At 52.7% G+C, this 22,525-nt stretch carries 18 protein-coding genes; 5 read left to right on the top strand and 13 right to left on the bottom strand.

The window, feature by feature from the left end; genetic code table 11:
- The first annotated feature begins 65 nt into the window (after positions 1-65).
- The 3 genes from SERS4_RS0110740 to SERS4_RS0110730 all read left to right on the top strand — a co-directional run bounded on the left by SERS4_RS0110740 (position 66) and on the right by SERS4_RS0110730 (position 4,129).
- On the top strand, positions 66-1,223 hold the full coding sequence (locus tag SERS4_RS0110740) for a hypothetical protein (protein ID WP_017892483.1): 1,158 nt from the start codon (positions 66-68) through the stop codon (positions 1,221-1,223).
- Positions 1,224-1,288: 65 nt separating this feature from the next.
- Positions 1,289-2,692, top strand: a complete 1,404-nt coding sequence (locus tag SERS4_RS0110735; RefSeq protein WP_017892482.1) for a hypothetical protein — start codon at positions 1,289-1,291, stop codon at positions 2,690-2,692.
- A gap of 45 nt (positions 2,693-2,737) precedes the next feature.
- Positions 2,738-4,129, top strand: a complete 1,392-nt coding sequence (locus SERS4_RS0110730; RefSeq protein WP_017892481.1) for a DUF6384 family protein — start codon at positions 2,738-2,740, stop codon at positions 4,127-4,129.
- Between the two features lie 56 nt (positions 4,130-4,185).
- Here SERS4_RS0110730 and SERS4_RS0110725 read toward each other — a convergent pair whose 3' ends face one another.
- The 10 genes from SERS4_RS0110725 to ebgR all read right to left on the bottom strand — a co-directional run bounded on the left by SERS4_RS0110725 (position 4,186) and on the right by ebgR (position 15,749).
- A complete protein-coding gene (locus SERS4_RS0110725; RefSeq protein ID WP_017892480.1) occupies positions 4,186-4,779 on the bottom strand; it encodes an ATP-dependent Clp protease proteolytic subunit in 594 nt (197 codons plus the stop codon).
- Between the two features lie 44 nt (positions 4,780-4,823).
- Positions 4,824-5,162: an SRPBCC domain-containing protein gene (locus tag SERS4_RS0110720; RefSeq protein WP_017892479.1), complete on the bottom strand. Its 339-nt coding sequence runs from the start codon at positions 5,160-5,162 to the stop codon at positions 4,824-4,826.
- The gene (locus SERS4_RS0110715; protein ID WP_012006400.1) at positions 5,159-5,473 is read right to left on the bottom strand and encodes a helix-turn-helix transcriptional regulator; all 315 of its coding nucleotides are present in this window, start codon (positions 5,471-5,473) and stop codon (positions 5,159-5,161) included. The genes SERS4_RS0110720 and SERS4_RS0110715 overlap by 4 nt, the downstream gene beginning before the upstream one ends.
- Before the next feature lie 82 nt (positions 5,474-5,555).
- A complete protein-coding gene (locus SERS4_RS0110710; RefSeq protein WP_026142316.1) occupies positions 5,556-6,827 on the bottom strand; it encodes a NupC/NupG family nucleoside CNT transporter in 1,272 nt (423 codons plus the stop codon).
- A gap of 125 nt (positions 6,828-6,952) precedes the next feature.
- Positions 6,953-7,891, bottom strand: a complete 939-nt coding sequence (locus SERS4_RS0110705) for a pseudouridine-5'-phosphate glycosidase (protein ID WP_017892477.1) — start codon at positions 7,889-7,891, stop codon at positions 6,953-6,955.
- Positions 7,888-9,006 (bottom strand): PfkB family carbohydrate kinase, encoded by a 1,119-nt coding sequence (locus SERS4_RS0110700; RefSeq protein ID WP_017892476.1) that lies wholly within the window; start codon positions 9,004-9,006, stop codon positions 7,888-7,890. The genes SERS4_RS0110705 and SERS4_RS0110700 overlap by 4 nt, the downstream gene beginning before the upstream one ends.
- Before the next feature lie 421 nt (positions 9,007-9,427).
- A complete protein-coding gene (locus SERS4_RS0110695) occupies positions 9,428-10,918 on the bottom strand; it encodes an amino acid permease (RefSeq protein ID WP_012006399.1) in 1,491 nt (496 codons plus the stop codon).
- A 119-nt stretch (positions 10,919-11,037) separates the two neighbouring features.
- Positions 11,038-11,490 carry a beta-galactosidase subunit beta gene (locus SERS4_RS0110690; RefSeq protein WP_017892475.1) on the bottom strand — a complete coding sequence of 151 codons (453 nt, stop codon included), beginning with the start codon at positions 11,488-11,490 and terminating at the stop codon, positions 11,038-11,040.
- Positions 11,487-14,579 (bottom strand): beta-galactosidase subunit alpha, encoded by a 3,093-nt coding sequence (gene ebgA, locus SERS4_RS0110685; protein WP_017892474.1) that lies wholly within the window; start codon positions 14,577-14,579, stop codon positions 11,487-11,489. The genes SERS4_RS0110690 and ebgA overlap by 4 nt, the downstream gene beginning before the upstream one ends.
- A 189-nt stretch (positions 14,580-14,768) precedes the next feature.
- Entirely contained in the window at positions 14,769-15,749 is a 981-nt protein-coding gene (gene ebgR / locus SERS4_RS0110680; protein ID WP_017892473.1) for a transcriptional regulator EbgR, read from the bottom strand.
- Positions 15,750-16,124: 375 nt separating this feature from the next.
- On the opposite strand from ebgR, the gene ygjJ reads away from it, so the two are divergent.
- Positions 16,125-17,192: a protein YgjJ gene (ygjJ, locus tag SERS4_RS0110675; protein WP_017892472.1), complete on the top strand. Its 1,068-nt coding sequence runs from the start codon at positions 16,125-16,127 to the stop codon at positions 17,190-17,192.
- 17 nt (positions 17,193-17,209) lie between these two features.
- Positions 17,210-19,582 carry an alpha-glucosidase gene (gene ygjK / locus SERS4_RS0110670; RefSeq protein ID WP_017892471.1) on the top strand — a complete coding sequence of 791 codons (2,373 nt, stop codon included), beginning with the start codon at positions 17,210-17,212 and terminating at the stop codon, positions 19,580-19,582.
- 50 nt (positions 19,583-19,632) lie between these two features.
- Here the strand turns inward: ygjK and SERS4_RS0110665 are convergent, their stop codons facing one another.
- The 3 genes from SERS4_RS0110665 to SERS4_RS0110655 all read right to left on the bottom strand — a co-directional run bounded on the left by SERS4_RS0110665 (position 19,633) and on the right by SERS4_RS0110655 (position 22,474).
- Positions 19,633-20,058, bottom strand: coding sequence for a universal stress protein (locus SERS4_RS0110665; protein ID WP_017892470.1), 426 nt, complete (start codon positions 20,056-20,058; stop codon positions 19,633-19,635).
- Positions 20,059-20,229: 171 nt separating this feature from the next.
- A complete protein-coding gene (locus tag SERS4_RS0110660; RefSeq protein WP_017892469.1) occupies positions 20,230-21,621 on the bottom strand; it encodes a cytochrome-c peroxidase in 1,392 nt (463 codons plus the stop codon).
- A 334-nt stretch (positions 21,622-21,955) separates the two neighbouring features.
- Positions 21,956-22,474 carry a hypothetical protein gene (locus tag SERS4_RS0110655; protein ID WP_012006391.1) on the bottom strand — a complete coding sequence of 173 codons (519 nt, stop codon included), beginning with the start codon at positions 22,472-22,474 and terminating at the stop codon, positions 21,956-21,958.
- Between the last annotated feature and the right edge of the window lie 51 nt (positions 22,475-22,525).

The following is a 22,525-nucleotide window of genomic DNA, read 5'->3' as shown; positions in this document are numbered from 1 at the left end:
GCCCCGGCTGGCGCTATAATGCGTTTACTTTCAATGGCAGGATATGTCCCGATAAGGAATTAATCATGAATAATGCGCTGGCTTCGTACACCACCAAAGCCATTCAGAAGTTGCAAAAACTGGGGATTATCCTTTCGCCTGAAACAGATTCCCCGATCCTGTCCTTACTGGATGCAGTCTCCGATCTGGACAATAACCGCGTGATCGCCATTGGCCGTACTTTACAGCAGCAAAGCGCTTTTAACGCCGTGGTGCGCGATAACATCAGCAATATGGACGTAGCCAATCGGCAGGCAAAAGTCGTCTCTGCATTTGATTCAATCCGTAAAGATGCCACACAGATGGTTGGTTGGCTGGAGGACGGCAAGCTTGATGTTATTGAACGTATGAAATCGGGTTGGATGACTCTGCGCCGCGGATCCATCCCCGACCGTTTCAATGATATCAAACAGACCTATTTAGAAGTGGCCAGAGCGTCAGAAGAACAAACCAGCCGTGAAAAAGTCATTTTGGAAGCCTATCAGGATTTTCGATTTGGTCTGAAGCAGGCCTATGTCGATGCTCAAACTTTACTGACCGCAGCGCAGGATAATTTACAACAAAGTCGCCAGTTATTGCAGACGGCTCAAACTGCCACTGAGCAATCGCAGAGTGATGACAATATCACCCGAGCCCAGATGGAGCTGACACGTGATGAAGCATTAAGGACCATGCAGAAAGAAGACGAACGTTATCAGATAGTCAAAGATCTGGCGGATAATCTGATGATCGCCTATAACGCTGCCGAAGCCGTTTTTGCTCGTTTGCAGCAGACTAACGCCATTAAAGAGCGGGTCTACCGCCAAAGTGTCACCTTCTTCAGCACTAACGAAATTGTCTTTACCGCCCTGTCAGCCTCAATGACGTCGCTACAGGGATTGGCAGAAAGTACCGAAACGCTGGAGGCAATGAAAGCGGGTATCAATGATGGCCTCATCAACATCGCGACACAGGGTAGCAAGCAGCTTGAAGTTGGTCTGAGGGCCGGCTATGGCACTACCATCAAGGCCGATTCTGTACGCTCTTTGGTTAATGCCATTGTCTCATTCCAAGAGTCCAGCTACCGAATGATTGAGGAATTGCGTACCGAAGCGACAAACAATGCCAATGAGCTAGCCTCCGTCGTTGAAGATGGGAAACGTCGTTTTACCGAAGTCATTACCAAGGCAGAAACATCTCGCTAAATTTACCAGGGATCCCCTTATTGGTTCCAACCAGGATGATTAGGGGGTCTGACACGGAGTTATCGATGCACGCCTACGAACTTGGCCGAAAACTGGCAGCCCTATCGGACCGGGCCAGAGCGGCCCTCTCTGGAATTGAAATCAATCAGGCAGATGCTCGCCACCTGCAACTGGTGCTGAAACAGCAAATCGCCAGCCTCTATCACCAGATGGCCACAGTACTTCTGAAAGAATCTCCTCGCGTTGGCGAAATGGCAAACGTGCAGAAATTACTAAATAAACTTCAGCAAGAGATTGCCCAGTCTCAACAGGCCTTACAGCTCAGCGAGAAAGAAATCGAGAACCTACATGCTCAGTTGCAACAGTTGCATGTAGAAATAAATCGGCAAGAAGATGAACGAGATCGGCAACTACAACAAAATATTGATGCTGTAGCAGCCAGGCAGTTGATGGTTAAAAGCAGTCAGGATGTCGGCCAACAGGAAAACAGCCATAAGGAATTAATGGCTGAAACGACCACCAAGCTAGGGGAGTACCATCAGCAACGCATTTTCATGTTCCTGGAGAGAAAAGGCTATGGGCAACCGGGATATTCAGCCTGGCCGCTGTCGCGCAATCTCGATAGCTGGCTGGCACGAATTAGCCACTATCCGAACAACGCAGCCAATTACCGGATGCTCCTGGCACTGCAAAAGGAATCTACTCGGCGTCTGCTGGAGTTGCACAATCAAACCAAGCAACAGACCAATGAATATCAACAATATGTACAAGACGTCGAACAGAATCTACAGCTGCCCACGCTGTATCTGAATCTCAACGCGCTAGAAAAAATACTGAGTTCCACACAACAAGAAATCCGCAACCAGCAAAATAAGCTGCAGGAATACGCTCAGGGCGAAGGTGAGACTTACAGCCAGATAACAACACAGCTCTCGGCGCAAATGGCCTTATTGCCTCTGGATAAATTGGATATTCTGGTGGCGAAAACCGAGACGCCGACTGACGATCGCCTGTTGGAAGAGCTGAGAGAACTACAGCTTGAAGAGATAGCGGTCGAAGAGAACCTGCTACAGCAAGAGATCGAGGCTCAATTAGCCCAGCGCCGTGCCACTGCCGCCATCGAATTGAACAATCAATTTTCGGCGCAGGGATATGACAATCCGATTTATGAGTACCAATGGAGATGGTCAGATAAACCGGAGGAACTGTTTGAAAACTACCTGTCCGGTGCCATCAGTCTGAAAGCGGTATTGCATAAGTTGGATATGATTACCCACCGACTCCCACCACCATCGGTAACTGCCAGAGCCTCGTCCGGTTCGTGGGGAAATTCATCCGCACGGAGCTATTCGTCTGGCGTCGGATATAGTTCTTCATCTTCATCGTCCTCTTCCGGCAGCGGTGGTAGTGGCTTCAGTTCTTCTTCTTCAACCGGCGGTGGCGGGTTCCGCACTACGGATAGTTTCTAATGAAATATATCTATGCCCTAAACACAACCAGCGGGAGTGTGGCCCATGAGTGAGATTAAATTAAGCGACCAACTAGGTGCCATGGCCATTATTGACTCACTCTACGCACAGCGAATTGCACTGGACGAACATTTGGATCTGCCCAAATTACGCCAGAAAATTACACAACGCATCCGTGATTACTATCAGTCCAGCGGAACCGACATCGACGATAAACTGATTGAGCAGGGAGTTAAAAATTGGTTTTCACAGCGCCTGCGCTATCAGACAAACAAAATGAGCCTGAGCCAACGCGCTGCTGCATTCCTATACATGACCAGTAAGCAGTGGTTGACAGGACTTGCTATCATACTTGTTGCACTGGCCCTTGCCTGGAAACTGAGTCTTTACATAGGCCAGCACCAACTTGCCGCGCTGGAAAAGAACATTGCGACCCAAACCAGCCAAAGCAACCAAATGGCGGCGCAAGCGCAGACGTTATCTGACCAACTCAGCAAAATGAAACATGAGCCGTTCATCTATGCAAAAGTACCAGCCGACCAGATAATCACGCAGGCGGAAAACCTTTTGTCCAATTTCCAGTCCCGCCAAGCCGCACCGCTTGTCTCCACGGAAAATACACCACAAAGGTTGGACATCCTTACTGCGGTGAATCAGCAAAACCAGGCGTTACTCACGCAAGTGAGGACGCTAATGCTCCGCTGGCCACTACTGCAAAAATGGGATAGCACCCTCGGCAATATGGATAAAGATCCACAGCTGCAAACCTATCTCAAGTGGGCGCCCGACCTGACAGGGAAATTGGCCGAAGCCACCTCAGCGCTGTCGAAGAACGCCGCAGATACGCAGATCAAGATCGAGGCAGCCTTCAAGGCTTATGACCGTGAACGTATGCGTGATGGCTTATATTTCACAATGGACCAAAGAACCCAAAAACTGCGTAATCTCAAGCTTTCCCGCCAGGACCGAGTAAAAGTCGATAACGATATTAGCTATGCGCGCAATCTCATCGCTCGTGCAGACCTAAATGACCGGGTTATCCCCCCTCTTTGGCTCGAGGCCTTGACAGGGCTGGACTACACCTATGATCTGATCATGCAACCGCTGACGCTGACTATTGTCGATCGGGTGGGCGAGAAGTCGGGAGTAGAACGCACCTACGATAATTCAGGCGGTAAAAGCTGGTATTTGATCGTGGAAACACAAACGCCAAGCCATACACCTTTCCCAATATCAGTAAAAGACAGTGAAACCGGTAGGAAAACGCGAACAAGTCAATTCGGTATCCGAGTTTCGCAAAAAGAGTATAAGAAGTTGAAAAAAGACAAGCTGGATGACGGTCATATAGATCATGCTCTCGTCGGTAAGAAACCTGCTGGCCAACTGGGCTTTACCTACACCCGCCCAGTTCAGGACGGCGTAATTACCGAGTGGTAATCATTATTACCCGCCATTCCCCAAAGCCGCGCAACCGCGCGGCTTTAATTTAACCCTCACCGTCCCCGCAGCACCTTATCCACCAGCCCCCACTCCACCGCTTCGTCGGCACTCATAAAATGGTCGCGGTCGAGTGCACGCTCAACCTCTTCATAGCTGCGTCCACAATGTTTGGCATATAGCGTGATGACGCTGTGCTTGGTGCGTTTCATCTCTTCGGCGTGGATCAGAATATCCGACGCCTGGCCCTGAAAACCGCCCAGCGGCTGATGCACATGCAAACTGGCATTGGGCAGCACCATGCGATGCCCCGCCTCCCCGGCCATCAACAGGAAGGAACCCATCGAACGCGCAGTGCCCATACACAGGGTATGCACCGGTGCATTGATGTAATTCATGGTGTCATAGATGGCGAAACCGCTGGTGATCACCCCGCCCGGTGAATTGATATACAGATGGATCGGTTTCTCCGGATTTTCGGCCTCCAGAAACAGCAACTGGGCGCACAGCATTTCGGCAACCTGATCGTTGACCTCTCCGTTCAGGAAAACGATGCGGTCGCGCAGCAATCTCGAATAAATGTCGAAAGAACGTTCCCCCTGGCTGGTCTGTTCAACCACCATAGGGACGAGCAGCATCGATTCACGCATGAGTGAACTCCTGTTTTCAGGTGTGGAATGGGAAAGGTTGGCCGTCAGGCGGCGCGCATCAGGTGCCGTCCGCTGTCGTTCGCCGCCGTCAATCGGGCATCGTCCAACCAGTGGATAACGCGCAACAGGCTGCCACCAGCAGCGGTGGGCAAAATTTGCAAGGTCACGGTGCTTTCAAGGAACGGCGGCTGATCATCGCGCATCCGGTAACTGATCTCTGCGCCCGGCGTCACCGCAACCGGTTCTGCATCGGCCAATACGCAGGTTGGCAACCATTGTTCGCGCAATGCCGGGATGCCAATCGCCCGCCAGACTTTTTCGGGCGGCGCATCGAGTGAATATTCCAGCACTAGCGGCTGCGGGTTAGCGTCGGTCTGGTTCATTGATCCATGTCCTTTAGCAAAATATTCAGCTTATCGATACGCTCCGGCCAGAAGGCACGGTACTTGTCCAGCCATTGAGCAATCAATGCCAGGCCCTGCGGGTCCACCTGATAATTAACGAAACGCCCTTGTCGCTCCTCGCACACCAGGCCCGCCTGCCGCAACACTGCCAGATGCTGGGACATAGCCGATTGGCTGATCGGCATACCTTCACGCAGCGCACTGGCATTCATGCCGCCAGCCGCCAGTTTCTCGAAGATGGTGCGACGGGTGGGATCCGCCAGCGCCTTGAAGATGTCATTTTCATTCATAAATATACATTAGTACTCACTTATCTAATGCGCAAGTTTATAGCGAGAGATAATCCCCCAATAGCCAACAAACAGGCCATTATCATAATGATGCGGTCAACGCCCCAAGACCAATAAACAACCCGGCGATAGTGGCGCTCATCAGGTTAGATAACGTCGCTGCCAACAAGGCACGCAGACCCAGGCTAGCGATATCCGAAGCGCGCTCTGGCGCAACCGCGCTGAATGCTCCCACTACTACAGCGATCGATCCAAAATTGGCGAACCCACACAGTGCAAAGGAGATAACTGCGATGGTTTTTGTATCCAGCACTGCGACGGTATCTTTGAGGTAAGTTGAAAAATTCACGTAAGCGACAAATTCGTTGATCGCCAACTTCTGGCCTATCAGCCCGCCCACCAGGCCCGCGTTGTCCCAGTTAACCCCCATGATGTAAGCCAACGGCGCGAACACATAGCCGAACAGCCTTTCCAGACTCAGCTGTTCCCACCCCAGCAAGCTACCCACTCCGCCGATCAGGCCATTGATCAGCGCAATCAACGCCACAAATGCCATCACCACGGTGGCGACACCCACCGCAATTTTCAGGCCCAGCATGGCACCGCTGGCCGCCGCTTCGATAATGCTTGACGGGCGTTTGTCGCTAAACGACATCTGGCTGAATTCAACCTGCGAAACCTCGGTGGCCGGGCTGAGCATGCGTGCGAACAAAATCCCGCCGGGGATCGCCATCAATGAAGCCGCCAGTAAGTATTCAATCGGCACGCCCAGCCCGGCATAGCCCACCAGCATCGATCCGGCGATCGACGCCATTCCGCTGCAAATCACGGTAAACAGCTCATTGCGGCTCATCTTGTTAATAAAAGGCTTAAGCACCGCAGGCAGTTCGTTTTGCCCCAGGAAGATAGTGGTTACTGCGGCAAAAGCCTCGACCTTGCTGATCCGCAACATCTTTTGGAAAATATAACCCAGTACATTAATCACCCCCCCCATCACGCCGAGGTAATAGAGAATTGAGATCAGTGCGGTAATAAAAATAATTGTAGGCAGAACATGGAAAGCGAAAACAAACCCGGCACCGTCAAACAGTACATTCATTTTCGGCCCCACCAGCCCACCGAAAATAAATGAACTACCGGCATCGCTGTAAGAAATCACTTTATTGACCCCGCCGGCAATAGCATTAATCACCCACTTCCCCGCCGGTACATAAAGCATAATCGCGCCGAGCAAAATCTGTAGAATTAAAGCGCAACCTACGGTTCTCAGGCTAATGTGCTTTCTGTTATTTGAAAAAATAAAAGCAATAAGGAGAAGAATACAGATACCTATTATGCTGCGGAGTAAGTCCATAAATCCATCCCTTTATGCCCAGCGTTGAAAGGAGAAAGAGACAAGGCTGCCCCCTCCACCTTCCAGGCTGGAATTTTTATTTAATGTTGGTTATCAGGGTAAAAATTAAGGAAACTACTGTCGTCTCAGGCGGCCTCTTCCTGATAGCAACAGGCGATCTGCGCCGCCAGTTTGGCATTGTTGAACACCAACTGAATATTGGCCGTCAGGCTATCGCCACCGGTCAGTTCAGCCACCCGGGCCAGTAAGAACGGCGTGCTTTCTTTACCCTGAACCCCCTGTTCTACCAACTCGCGCACCGCCCGTTCAATAGCAGCATTAATTTTATCCTCCGGTACCGCAAATTGCGCCGGGATCGGGTTAGCGATCACCATGCCGCCCTCCAGCCCCGCCTGCCATTTGGTGGCCATTGCCCGGGCGATTTCCGCCGGGGCATCCAACTGAATGCTGACGGTGAATGGGCTGGTGCGGCAAAAGAATGCCGGCAGCGTTGGAGTCTGGTAGCCAATCACCGGCACCCCGTGGGTTTCAAGATATTCGGTGGTCAGCCCCAAATCTAAAATAGACTTGGCCCCGGCGCAGATCACCGCCACGTTGGTTCTGGCCAATTCCTGCAGGTCCGCAGAGATATCAAAGGTGTGCTCGGCACCGCGATGCACTCCACCAATGCCACCGGTGGCAAACACGTGGATACCCGCCATCTCGGCAATGATCATGGTTGAGGCTACGGTGGTGGCGCCGTGTTGACCGGCGGCGACGATAAAGGGCAAATCCCGGCGACTCACTTTCGCCACTTTGTGGCCTTCTTTGCCCAACAGTTCGATTTCCTCACGGCTCAGCCCCGCCTTCATGCGGCCATTGATAATGGCGATAGTGGCCGGTACTGCGCCGTTATCACGGATTTTTTGTTCAACCTCCAGCGCGGTCTGCGCGTTTTGCGGGTATGGCATACCGTGGGAAATAATGGTGGATTCCAGAGCCACAACCGGGCGTTTGTTGGCTAAAGCTTCGGCAACTTCCGGTGAAATATCCAGATAGTCATGGGAAATAACATTGTTTTTCATGATTGTAGCTCCAACAGTTTTTGAACGCTGCCGTTCGACAGGTTAGGGTTATTAGTCAATTCGGATGAGAGGGTTAATGCCGAGCAGCCCTGAGCAAAACGAATACTGTCTGTCAGTGTCATGTCCTCCAGCCAGCAGTGGGCCAGGCCTGCCATCATGGCGTCACCGGCACCGGTGACATTAACGATGTCGACGCTCAGTGGCCGCGACCAGCCGTTTTGCCCATCAATCTCGCTGTAATAAACGCCGGCTGGCCCCATGCTGAGGGCTAATCGTTGCACCCCCTGCTGATGAAACCATTGGGCAACGGGCTGCGCGTCCTGAGGCTCGTGGATCGCCATGCCGCTGAGAACTTCGGCCTCCAGCCGATTCGGCTTAAGCGTATGAATGTGTGAGAGCCAACGGCGTATTTTTGGCGCTTTAAACGCCGATACGGTGTCAACAAACACAGGTACATTGCCGGAATGGCCAAATAACCAGGCCAATGCATCCTCAGTGAGATTGCAATCAACCACCAACACGCCGGCATGCTGGATTAGATCTTTGGAAGTGGCTAATAAGGCTGGCGTGAGTTTCTCTAGGATCCGCATGTCGTTAATGGCCACCAGCATTTCACCGCTGTTATCGAGCAAAGAGACATAGATTGAGGTATTTTCGCCGTGCAGTTTATGGAAGTTGCCGATATGCACTCCCGCCAGCTTCGCCTGCTCCAACAGTGTTTCACCATAGAAGTCGTCGCCGACAACGGAAATAAGGTGACATTCCCGCCCTAATAAAGCGACATTCTGCGCAATATTTCTGCCTACGCCACCGGGCGTACATTTTATTTTTCCCGGATTAGAGTCCTCATACACTAATTTAGATGAGGCATAACCGCAGACGTCCATATTGGTCGAACCCACGGTCACCACATAGCTGTGCTCCGACAATATATAACCCTTGCCTTTTATATATCCCTTATTCATTAAATTCATTATGTGCCCGGCAACACCAGAGCGGCTAATACCTAAAACATCGGCAATTTCCTGCTGTGGGATCAAAGGATCACGTCTCAGAAGCTGCAATATCTGTTTTTCTCTGCTGGTCATATTGGACACTTGTTTGTTTTTAAACATGAGTTTGTTTTATAACGAGTCTGAAAAACAGTAAAGTTGGATTTATAGTTTTAGCGGGGAATTGGGAAGGCGATCGTAAGACGGATGAACGGAGTTTCAAGAGTAATTATGTGATAGCCATCAACTTATAAAATTGGTTATGACGCGTTAACTCAGCCAAAAATAGTCATTAGATCTAATGCAGCATTTTATTCTTTTAATAATCTTCATAAAACAAACGGATAGCACTTTCAGATTCATAACCTAACTTTTGTTTGGTTGCTAGAATGCTATCGATTTAGACGGCGAAAGGGGGAACCGAAGTTGCTGCCTAAAGCGACGGCTTTCACATATGTCTTGAAAACAAAAGGGCGGCCTGTGAGCCCGACCGCCCTTTAATGCCCCCAGCCAACGCCGAGGGGCGAGTGTTATCGATAGTGGATTACAAGGTGGTGCAGCGCAGATCGCCGGCGAGGTTCTTTTTGCCATCCTGTGCTTCAAGTTCGATTCTGGCCAACGGCGTGTCCTCGTCATAACGGGCCTGAGCATCCAGGGTCTTCGAGTATCGGTTGTACTTCCACCAGGCATAACCAAGGAAGATTACTAGCCCACCAACGTTATAAAACACAATGGTCATAATGCTGGCGCCGGTCGGGAAGGTTGAGGCGACAAAACCCACGGCAAAAATAACGATCAGCGTGCTGACAATGGCGATGCCCTGCAGCCGGGAACCCATCTTGAAGTCGCGCTGTACGCGGTCGTACTTCAAACGCAGGTTTAAGTAAGCCAGCATAATGAATAGCGGCGGCAGCATCGATGCGGCGGCGGTCATATTAATCAGCGTATTCATTAAATCCTGCACGCTGTCAGAGCCCAGCGTCGGGATCAGCATCAGTGGGATGACGATAAAGAATTGCAACCAGGCCGCGCGGGTCGGCACGCCATGCTTGTTCAGGCGGATGGTTTTCTCGCCAAAAATGCCTTTGGGGATCTCGGTGAAGAAGATTTTTACCGGGGCGGCAGTCCACATCAATAATGAACCAAACATGGCGGTAAAGGAGATCAGGCCAACGAAACGGTTCATCAGCACCGCCGGCAGGCCAAAGTGCGCCGACAGCCCTTCAAACACCTGAACCGTACCGCCGGTAAAGTGCAGATCGGCGCGGCTCACGAACACGTTAAGCAGCAGGGATGACACAGAGTACAGCACGCCGATCACCAGTCCGGAAAGGATGATCACTTTCACAAACGAGCGGCTGCCGCCCTTCACGTCATTGACATACACCGCCACCGATTCGGCCCCGCCCGCCGCCTGGAAAATCCATGCGGTGATACCGAGGAAGGCCCAGTTAAAGTTAGGGGTGATGGCTTCCACCGTGATCGGGTTCGCCGGTTCGATACCGCCAATCACCGCCGCACCGGCCAGGATGATGTAGGAGAACGTCAGCAACAGCATCAACGAAGAGGTGACCGAGGTCATCGGGCCCAACAGCTTGGCGCCGCTGTTGGAGATATAGGTCGAGAACGCGAACAGGAAGATACTGATGATCGCGGTGGTTAACGGCGTGAAGACGTAGTCATAGCCCAAAAACGCGTAAGAGGCGTAAGCGATAACCCTCGGCAACAGCGCGGTGAAGAAGAACAGGTTCACAAACCAATAGGTATAGGCGGTCATAAACGCCCAACGCCCGCCCAGGGCGCTTTTTACCCAGGCATACACCCCGGCTTCGGAGTTTTTGTTTAGCGAAACGAACTCGGCAATGATCAGGCAGAATGGAATAAAATAGATGATGGTCGCCACCAGGAACACCGGGGCGGAGGCAATGCCAAGCTGAATATTATTATTTATTACATTATTAAAGCTGAACACTGCCGCGAACGTCATCGCCAGCAGGCCGAACTTGCCGATAGTATTTCTATTCGACACAGCCATAGACACTCTCCGAAATATTGTAGGGTACTTAATCGGTTTATTTCCCCTGGTCTTTCAAGCTGCAGCCTTGCCGGCGGCAACCTGAAAGCAATGGGGCTTATTTTTAATTAGGAGTTCGGCTATTTATTAAGGAAATAGCTGTCTTCTACCGTCACTTTTAAAATGACTTTTTTTACCTGGTGACTTTCTTTAAAACGATAGGCCTGGTGATTCTCAAAGATAACGACATTCCCTTGCCCCACCCGGTGTGGCTCGCCCTGCCCGCTGAAAAACTCGCGGTCGGTTTCATCCTGATAGGCCACCACTGAAGTCAGCTCGCACTTATCGGCAATCTCGATGGTTTCCTGGCCGGCAAGGTAATAGTGCAGATCAAAATAGCGGCGATTCCCCTCCAGCCAGCCATGTTGTTGGCCCGGGCCGGACGCCAACCGGTAAACCAGCGAGTCGCCAACCGAATAAAAGACATCGGGCTCGATGCGTTCAATATTATTGATGGCCTCCATGCAGCGTTGCCATTTTTTCCCGGCGCGGTAAATAAGCTGAAACTCCGCTAATGATTCGACAATAATCATAAGTTCGCCTCTTCTGACTGAGCGTTATTAATGGCCGGTGAAAAACGATAGCTGGCAAGCGTAGCCGCCTCGGTTTCCTGCCGGTTAAACGGCACCAGCGTAAAGCCGTAGCTGAATGGCGACAGATAAACCCGATAGGAATCCAGCACCTCCGAACCCCAGGAGTTGGAGCCCAGCCCCAGAATTTGATCGTCGAGGTTTAACGTCAGGTAGTCGCTTTCTTCCAGTTCATTAATATGCTGAGCCTGGTGCAGCATCTCGGCGCTGTAGGGCCACAGGCTGAAATTGATCGGCCGCCGCGGCTGGATAAAGATGCCGTGGCCATTGGCGTCTTGCAGACTCAGCCAGCGTACCTCTTGGCGATTGCCGTTATCCTGCGGGAACGGATAGTGCTCAAACAGCTCGCCAACCCGCTGCTGATAGTGGCCGATCAGGTTAGCCTGGCAGCTGTCCTGATAGTTTTCCCCCGGCCCACGGCCGTAGTATTCCACCTGTTCAAAGCGGCGGCTGAGGCCGAAATCCAGGCCAATCTTCGGGATCACCTGTTGGAAATCGCCGTAAGGCTCGCCCGACAGATCCAGGCTGACATGGCCCTGCGCAGAGATCTGCCAGCGGTAACGGCAACGCATGCCAAAATCAAATACTGGCGGGGCAATCAGGGTGCGGACTTCAATCACCACGTCATCCCCCTGCCGTTCCCAGTGCAGGCTACGGAAATGCTGCTGCATGATCTGCAGATGATTCGGCAGCCAAATGCCCTCATACTCCTGTTTGTGGTTGTCGATCACCGGTTTGAAGAAGGTCAGGTGCGGTGCGCGGCCCACCACCTCCTCTCCTGCCACTTTCCACGACTGCAGTTCGCCACTCAGGCGCGAGAAGGTCAGGCTGAAGTTCTCGCCACTGACAATAATTTGATGGTTTTCGTCAGCGCATTGCAGCGCAGAAACAGGGATGGACTCCGGTGGGCTAACTAACGCGGTGGCAGGCTGCAACAGATGTTGATATTGCCCCAGCAGATCTCCACTTTCGCTGTAACGGGTGGCGCTATCTTTATACACTTCGACGTCGATGAAGGTTTCTTCCGCGCCCAGCGCCAATGCAGGCAAATGGACCTCTTCTGATTCCTCCGGCTGCAGGTGCGGCAGCTTAATCTCATAGCCGGTCAGTAGCCGCCCGCCGGCCTTAACGCTGACCTTCAGCGTAATATCGGCCAACGAACTGAACCAATAGCGGTTTTTGACCCGTAATACCGGCGTTTTCTCGCCCACGCCGCTCACCTCGACCGGACACAGCACCTGTTTATATTCACGCAGGCCGGGACCAGGACGTTGATCCGGATAGATCAGGCCATCCATGCAGAAGTTATAGTTATTCGGGTAATCGCCGTAATCGCCGCCGTACTGATAACGTTCCCGCCCCTGCTGGTCATGGCTGAGCAAACCGTGATCGCACCATTCCCAGATGTAATGACCCTGCAGGCTGGCATGGCGGTTAAACACCGACTGATATTCGAACAGCCCGCCCGGCCCATTGCCCATCGCATGGGCGTATTCACACAGGATCCGGGGTTTGGGGTGAGGATACTCACCGAACGCATTCATCATCGCCACGCGGGAATACATGGTACTGATCACATCGACCACTTCCGCATCCCGGTCTTCTTCATAATGCACCAGTCGGGTGGCATCGAGCGCCTTACAGCGTTTGGCCATGGCGCGAATGTTGCAGCCATAGCCAGACTCGTTGCCCAGTGACCAGATAATGATTGAAGGATGGTTTTTCTGCGCCTTCACATGGCGCTCAATGCGTTCTACGTAGGCGTTTTCCCAACGTGGATCATCGGTAATGCGGCTGATATCGCCAACGTTGGCAAACCCGTGGCTTTCCAGATCGGTTTCCGCCATCACAAACAGGCCGTAGATATCGCACAGCTCGTAAAAACGCGGATCGTTCGGATAATGGGCGGTGCGCACCGAGTTGATGTTGTGCTGTTTCATCAGCACGATGTCGCGCTCAACCCGCGCCATATCAACCGCCCGACCTTTGCGATGATCGTGGTCATGGCGGTTAACGCCGTGCAGTTTTAGGTAGCGCCCGTTGATGTGGAATAGCCCATCGCGCACGCTAATTTCACGGAAACCCACCCGCTGCGGCACTACCGATAACAGATTGCCATCGCCGTCGCGCAGGCTGAGCAGCAGTTGATACAGATAGGGATCTTCCGCATTCCACTGCCTGGGCTGGCTGACCGGGATCTCAAACCGGCAGGTGGCACCCGCCCCAATGCTCAGTTCGTTCGCCCACTGCTCACCGACGCAGGCTTCACCGTCAAAGAGCTGCGCCTGCAGACGATAACCGCCAGCCACGCCTTGCCCCAGATGCTGCAACTCGACGTCTATCGCCAGCAGCGCATCGCAATACTGATCGTCAAAGGTGGTAACCAAAGTAAGATCATGAATATGCGTGCGTTGCTGGCCGATCAGATAAACATCGCGGAAGATACCGGCCATCCACCACATGTCCTGATCTTCGATATAGGTAGAATCGGCCCATTGCAGCACGCGAACGGACAGCAGGTTGTCCCCGGCTTGCAGATAGTCGCTGAGATCAAACTCGGCTGACAGACGGCTGCCTTTACTAAAACCGACATAGTGACCATTGAGGTAAACCTCAAAATAGGTTTCCACGCCGTCAAATTTGATGATGACCTGCTGATCCTGCCACTCGTTATCGAGAGTAAAAAGGCGCTGATAGGCCCCGGCAGGATTATTGGTCGGCACATAAGGCACGTCGATCGGGAATGGGTAACCTTCGTCGGTATACTGCAGTTGACCATGCCCTTCCATCTGCCACATGCCCGGCACGGTGATTTCGCCCCATTCCGCCATCGGCTGGCGGTAAAACGCCTCCGGCACCAGGTCCGGGTGTTCGAAGTAGCGAAACTGCCAACGCCCGCTCAGCAACTGGAAGCCCAAACTTGCGTTACGATCAAAACTCAATGCCTGCCTGGCATCCGCATAGCTGAAGAAACTCGCCCGCGCCGGCAGGCGATTCTCCGACTGCTTTTCTATGTTTTCCCAATTGTTCACGTCACGTCTCCCGACAGCTTTCAATGGGAGAACGATAGTAAATATTTAGTAAAATTCACAGAACATATTTACCCAATGCCGACGGGATCACAAAAAATATTAAATATCTTTTTTAATCATGACGTTAATTTTTACTCTGGCGGGCCTCCCTGTGCAGTCGCCATCGGCGTGCCGCACAGGGAAGATTAATCAGGCTAGCGTGGTGTCGCGCAACTGAAGCGAGCTGGGAACAAAGATCGATAAAGGAATGGTTCGCTCATCGCGAATGCGCTCCATCAACAGGTTGACGGCCTGAGCGCCCAGGGTTTCTGATGGAATGCGAACCGTTGATAAGGCAGGGAAAATAAACCGGGCGGTGGGAATATCGTTCACACTGATCAACGCAATCTGCCCAGGGACCTGGATGCCCTTTTCATGCAGTGCTCGCAGGACGCCGATGGCAATAGAGTCGGTCGCCACCAACAGCGCCGGGGGATAATCGCTGGTGTCCTCCAGCATACGTTTGGCGCACTGGTAACCCGCCTGACTGCTGAAGTCACCGATGTAAATATCCTGGGGCTGCACCACATTTTTCAACCGGCCATACTCAACAAATGCCTGCTCGCGCTGATCGGCAAAGGCCGGATCGTCACGCCCGCCGATAAACCCAATACGTGAATAACCGCGTCCGATGAAATAGTCGATCACCTTCTGGCTGATCTTGTACAAATCAACATTGACGCAGTCGAACTGCGGGTCTTCAACCACACCGTCAAGGAACACCACCGGCACTTTCTGTTGGCCAAGTTGCTCGTACAACACCGGCTGAGGGCGACCGATAACCAGCAGCCCCTCCGCCGCAGGGAGCGCTTTTTCACCGTTGAAGTCGTAACAGGCCACCAGCGAAATACCCAGTTTTTCACATTGAGTTTCAATGCCATAGCGCATCGCCAGATAGTAAGGATCGTTAATCTCGATGCCCTGCTTATAGGTGAACAACGCGGCAAACGTCAGCCGATGCCCGCTTTGACGTTTTGAAGGCTGAACCTTGTATTCGAGACGCTCTGCGGCTTCCAGAATTTTTTGTCGGGTTTGCGCTTTCACGCTCAGAGTGGGGTCGTCATTCAGCACTCGCGAAACGGTAGCAACAGACACGTTCGCAGCTTCTGCGATTTCCTTCAGTGTGGCCATAGAGTCTCAATGGATAGACAAAACGCTAGCTTACCGGGACGGCTCAGCAAGGTATACGCCCTGATGCCCCATCCCCCCTTTTTATCCGCCAGAAGCATCCTTATCGCGCCCCGCGCGGCGCTTGCAGACGGTTCGCAATGCTTAATAGCGAAGATACCGATTTCACCCTTTGTGATCAAGTTAACGATTTACTGATGTTACGGTATTTTTTACTAAATATTTTACTAATATAACTGCCGCTTTACCGTCCTGTTTAAGACGGTTTTTTACCTCCTCCCAGGGAAAAGGGGCCGACCTACATGCGGTTAATGGAATGAATTGGCAGGTGTCACGCCGTGCCGAACGTCCACTAACCAAAAACAGATGCGTGTCCAAATGAAAATAATAGCCAATAATAGATTTTTACCCGTTTTACTCCTGATTTTACCCCTGGAACTGCCGGCGCAAGAGTCCGTGGTGCCGGCGGAACATAACGAGCTGCCGCCCCCCAAACTGACAACCACCGCCGCTACCGCCCTGCGCTTTTACGGTGAGCTGGGCATCGGTGGCAGCGTCTATCTCAACGGTGAACACCAACACAAATACAGTGACGGTACCTATATCGAAGGCGGGCTGGAGATCAAACACGGCCATTGGTTCGGCCTGATCTACGGCGAAGGCTGGACGGTGCAGGCGGATCATCAGGGCAATGCCTGGGTGCCAGACCACAGTTGGGGTGGATTTGAAGGCGGCATCAACCGTTTTTACGGCGGCTATCGCACCGACGATGGCACCGAAATGATGCTTAGCGTACGCAACGACTCCTCGCTGGACGATTTGCAATGGTGGGCCGACTTTACCCCGGAATATGGCTATGTGATCCTCAACACCCGGGATCTCTCCTACGCGGCCAAACTGCAGAATCTGACCGGAAAATTCCGTTACAGCGTCACCGCCGCACCGGAAAGCCGCATCGACGAAAGTAAGGCGTTACTGCACTTCGGTAAATATGACCGCTACTCGGACAAATATACCTACCGTGCCATGGTCAACGGCTATACCCAATACGATCTGCAGGAAGAACTGACGTTATTAAACGGCCTGGAAATTACCGACGGCATGGGGCAACTGTACCTGCTGGGGCTAAAAGGTAAAAACCTGGCCGGCCGCGTCTGGCACCACACCGGCAAGGGCGATGGCAGCCACCCGGGCACCGAGTCGGGCCTGATGTTAAGCGCCATGGTTGAAGCCACCAAAGGGCTGTATTTCTCGACCGCTTACAGCTACGCCCGCCACCGGCTGGACAATGCGCCGGACACCGCCACGTCTTACGCGCAGGCCGGTATCTGGTACGAGTATGGCGGCGGCAAATTCGCCACCGCGCTGGACAGTAAATTCTATATGACCAACGACAGCACCGACGCCAGCAACTCGGTGTTTCTGATGCAGTATTTCTATTGGTAACCGACAGGGCAATCCTAATGAATATGATTAATAAACTGCCGCCTTTGGCCATAGCTATCACGCTGGCAATATCAGGCTGCTCTTCTCACCCGGCGAATGAGAACGTCCTGCGGGCAGCTGCCTATAAAAACGTCATCAATCGCAGCGGCGCGCCACACTACATGCTCGACTACGATTTTGATGAACACCAACGTTTTAACCCGTTCTTTGATCTGGGGGCCTGGCATGGCCACTTGCTGCCGGACGGCCCGGAAGGTATCGGCGGTTTCCCCGGCCCGGCGCTGCTTACCGAAGAATACATCAACTTTATGGCCGACAACTTCGATCGGCTGAGCCTGTATAAAAATGGGGAGAAAGTAAACTTCAGCATGACCGCCTACAGCATCCCGGGGGCGCTTGTCCAACAACTCAGCGCGCCGGGGATCCAGGTCAATCTGACGCTGCGTTTCGCTACCGCACGCACCTCGCTGCTGGAAACCCAAATCATCACCGATACGCCGCTGGAGCTGGTGTGGGACGGTGCGCTGTTGGAAAAATACTACGCCAAGGAGCAGAGGCCACAGTCACCTGAGACCATCGAGCAGGCATTTCCGGGCTACACGCGGCACATTCTGCCGACGGCGGACGGCCTGCGGGTCACCTTTGGCAAGGTGCGAGCCTCTTCGCAACTGATGACCTCCGGCCAGTCTGAATATCAGATTCATAAATCACTGCCGCAGCAAACGACGGTGAACGGCCATCAGTTTATCGCCAAAGCCAATATCAAAGGCTCCACCACCCTCTACACCACCTACTCTCACCTGCTCACCGCCGCTGAGGTACAGCAGGAACAGGGCAAGATTGCCGCTATCCTCGCCAACCCGCAGCAGTATATGAATGCTTCCGCGCAACGCTGGGAAAACTATCTCAGCAAGGGGCTTACCAACCCACACGCCACCCAGGCACAGGAGCGCGTGGCGGTGAAAGCGATAGAAACCTTGAATGGCAACTGGCGCGGCGTGGCCGGGGCGATGAAGTTTGATTCGGTGACGCCTTCGGTGACCGGGCGCTGGTTCTCCGGCAACCAGACCTGGCCCTGGGATACCTGGAAACAGGCCTACGCCATGGCGCATTTTAATCCTGACGTCGCCAAGGATAATATCCGTGCGGTGTTCGCCTTCCAAATCCAGCCGGATGACCCACTGCGCCCATGGGATGCCGGCTTTATCCCGGATCTGATCGCCTATAACCCCAGCCCGGAACGCGGCGGCGACGGCAGCAACTGGAATGAACGCAATACCAAACCCAGCCTGGCGGCCTGGGCGGTAATGGAGGTGTATAACACCACCGGCGATAGACAGTGGCTGGCCGAGATGTATCCGAAGCTGGTCGCCTACCACAACTGGTGGCTGCATAACCGCGACCATAACGGCAACGGCGTGCCGGAATATGGCGCGACGCGGGATAAGGCGCACAATACGCCAGATGGTCGGATGCTGTTCACCGTTAAGCGCGGGCAGCAGGAGAAAACGCTCGCCGGACTGAACAACTATGACCGGGTTGTTCGCTCCGGGCACTATGACAACATCGAAATCCCGGCCCAGGTTGCCGCCTCCTGGGAGTCTGGACGTGACGATGCCGCTGCCTTTGGTTTTATCGACCCGGATCAGCTGACCCGCTACCTGGCACAAGGTGGAAAGCGGCAGGACTGGCAGGTGAAATTTGCGGAAAACCGTGCGGCAGACGGCACTCTGCTCGGCTATTCCTTACTGCAGGAGTCGGTGGATCAAGCCAGCTACATGTACAGCGACAACAAATACCTGGCCAAAATGGCCGATATTCTGGGCCACAGCGCCGATGCCGCCGCCTTCCGCAGCAAGGCCGACAAGCTGGCGAATTACATCAATAGCTGCATGTTCGATTCGTCCAGTGGCTTCTTCTACGACATTCGCATTGAAGATAAACCCCTGCCCAATGGCTGTGCCGGCAAACCCATTGTCGAACGCGGCAAAGGGCCGGAAGGCTGGTCCCCCTTGTTTAATGGAGCAGCCAGCCAGCAACATGCCGATGCGGTAGTGAAGGTGATGAAGGACTCGCGTGAGTTCAATACCTACGTCCCACTCGGTACGGCGGCACTCACCAACCCGGCGTTTGGTGCAGATATTTACTGGCGTGGACGAGTCTGGGTAGATCAACTGTATTTCGGGCTAAAGGGTATGGAAAGCTATGGCTACCGTGCCGACGCCGTCGCCATGGCACAGGCCTTCTTCAACCACGCCGATGGACTGATCACCGACGGACCAATCCGCGAAAACTATAATCCGCTGACCGGCATGCAACAGGGCGCACCGAATTTCTCCTGGAGCGCAGCTCACCTTTACATGCTGTATAACGACTTTTTCACCCGATAATCTCGCCGTTACCCTGCCAGAACGCTCAACTGGCAGGGGTTGCGCTCGGGCTAGGATTTAATCGGGACCACCAGTACGTCAACGTTCAACTGGTTGATCGCATGCTGAGTAGAGGAAAACAGCTTGTTCCACAGATCGTGGTGGTGGCCGAAGATCACCAGATCGATGCTTTTATCCACCACCGCATTTTGCAATTGCTCGGTGAAATCACCGCGCCCAATAATCACCTCGTTGATCGGGTAATTCACGTTTTGGGTCAGCGGCTCCAGCTCTTTTTTGATCTTGTCTTCAAAAGATCCACCGTCGTAACTCTTCTCAGAGAAACCAATCGCGGCATGATAGGTATCGTAGTAAATATCCACGTAAATAAGGGAAAGTTTAGCCTGCAGCGCAGCGGCCAAGCGCGCGCCTTTTTCCACCAGCCGTTTGCCGTCATCACTCAGGTCGGTGGCGATAACAATATGTTGATAACACATAGCGCCTCCTGTCATTGATTCAGTAGAGACCCCAGCTTCTGCGCTAACATCAGAGTTATAGCATTATGATTAATTTTAGTTCAGAAATGCGACGTTCGGGCGGGGATATCAGGCTGAAATAGCCCCGTTGCCGGGGCCTGATAAGAAGACATTGAATGAAAGCGTTATTCCTTATTCTGGCCGGTAAGGGGTATAGACCCCGCTCAGACTTTCGAGGAAGGCGACAATATCATCGACGTCCTGCTGAGGCAGCTCGCTACCCACCTGATAACGCAACATCAGTTTTACCGCCTGATCCAGCGTAGCGACGTCGCCACGATGAAAATAAGGCGCGGTCTGAGCGACATTGCGCAAGCCTGGCACCTTCTGACGTAACCGGTCACGCACAGCACTGGTGACGTTCATACGCCCAATATCTGCCGTGGTGATCTCGCCAAAATTAAAATCACGCTTCAGCCCCAAAGGCTCAAAGGAGCGGCCGCCTAATATGACCCCTGCATGGCAGGTGGCGCATTTGTTGTCTTTAAATAATTGATAGCCGCGTTTTTGCTGCATCGTCATGGCGTTCTCATCGCCGCGCAGCCAGTTATCGAAGGGGGCATTCGGGGTGATTAAGGTTTTTTCAAATTCGGCGATGGCATCGGTAATATTTTCGCCGCTGAGCCCTTGTGGATAGACCGCAGCAAAGTCGCGGGTCAGCAGCGGATCCTTGTCGAGCTTATTGATAAGTTCATCCCAGGATTTAGAGGCCATTTCTATCGGGTTTAATGGTGGCCCACCGGCCTGTGCCTGTAGCGACGGCGCACGGCCATCCCAGAATTGTTCGCTATTGAACACCGAGTTAAACACCGTTGGCGCGTTAATCGGCCCCACCGCGCCGCCTACCCCGACTGAGGTTTTTCTTCCGTCGACCCCGCCGGTATTCAACGAGTGACAGTGAGCACAGGAAAGAGTGTTATCCCCAGACAGGCGGGGATCGTGAAAAAGCCGAAATCCCAATGCCACCTTCTGCCCATCAACCGGCAATATTTTGGGGATCGGTTGAACCGGCTCATTACGATGGGGTTGTGCAGTATCTGCACTGGCGTAATAGCGCGCGCGTTGCTGCGCTATCCAGGCGAGAATCATTTCCCGTTCATCGGGATTGATCTGCCCAGCCCAGTGCAAAGCCACATAGCGGGCGGGTGGCATGGTTTTGTGCTGCATTACCCACTCAATTTTATTCAGGTCGCTTTGTGCCTGCGGCCTATCTTTAATCAGGGCGCTGCGCACAGGCTCCAGGTTGAAGGAGGAATAACCCAGGCGAATATCGTATTCCATCAACTGTTTGGCGATGGGGAAAGAGGCATAGAACGGAAGCGAAGCGGACGGGGTATGGCAGTAGTCGCAGCCCTTTTCCCTCAGCAACCCCAGCACCTGGTTATTCTGTTGCACTGCGGAACGCAGTACCGAGCTATTCTCCATTCGCTGGGTATCGAGATGCCAGACATAGCCGGCCAAACCGAAATAAACCAACGCAACAGCTGCAATGGAAATCGCCGCAATACGGGTGACTTTTTTCATTTCACTTTCCTTATGAAACATTGCCGACCAAATAATCGTCGTCAAACAAGACTAAACAGAGGGTAAATAATAATCTTGACGATAATCAATAATTCCCACAGCCATTACCTATAGCTGTAATAGCATTGACCTATCAATTAGGCGTTGCAAACTTTCAGGTAAATCACCGATTAGATTAAATCAGCAAGAATTAACCCTTCAGACATTCACTGAATTAATGAGTATTTAAATTATTATTAAAAATTAAAACGAGCAGCAGAAGATAAAAATGCTATTTGAATGGCAAGATTACTGCAGGCAGCGCTCGCACGCAATGATGAACGCTGCCGGGGTTTTAACGCACGCGTTGCACTTCAAACCAAACGTTGCACACCGACAGGATCAGCGTGTTGGCGTCTTTTTGCAGCACATTATCTCCAGGTACGCCGTCGGTGCCCTGATCGGTAATGCCTTTGATCTGCGTATCGGCATGCTGGATCATCACGCGTTCTACCGCCGGCGTGCTGATGCCCAGCATCGGGAAGTCGATATAAGAGCTGCTGCCGGAATTGTCTTCGACAAACTCCTGCGCCTCTACCGTGCTGAGGGTGGCGCCTTCATTTTTCAACTCAGTGCCATTCCAGCTGAAACCGTCGGCCTTGTAACTGATTTTTCCGCCGATCAGGCTTTTGGCCTGTTGCTCGTCCCAGCAACCGACGGTTTGCGTCGGCAAGATCTTGCTGACATGCCAGTTGCCCAGCAGCGTTTTAGGGATAGGTTCCACCACCGCATCCGCCGCCTGCACCTGAGTTGCAGATACACAAGTCAAAACCACCAATGGCAGCAGCGCCTTGCGCCAGATGTTAAATTGCATTTTATTTTCCTTTGACTATTCGCGCCCCTGTCGGGCTTGCCGTCATCATAA

This window comes from Serratia sp. S4 (assembly GCF_000347995.1).
Lineage (GTDB): Bacteria > Pseudomonadota > Gammaproteobacteria > Enterobacterales > Enterobacteriaceae > Serratia > Serratia quinivorans.
Note: the sequence above shows the minus strand (reverse complement) of the source record. Positions and strands in the feature narration are given on the sequence as shown.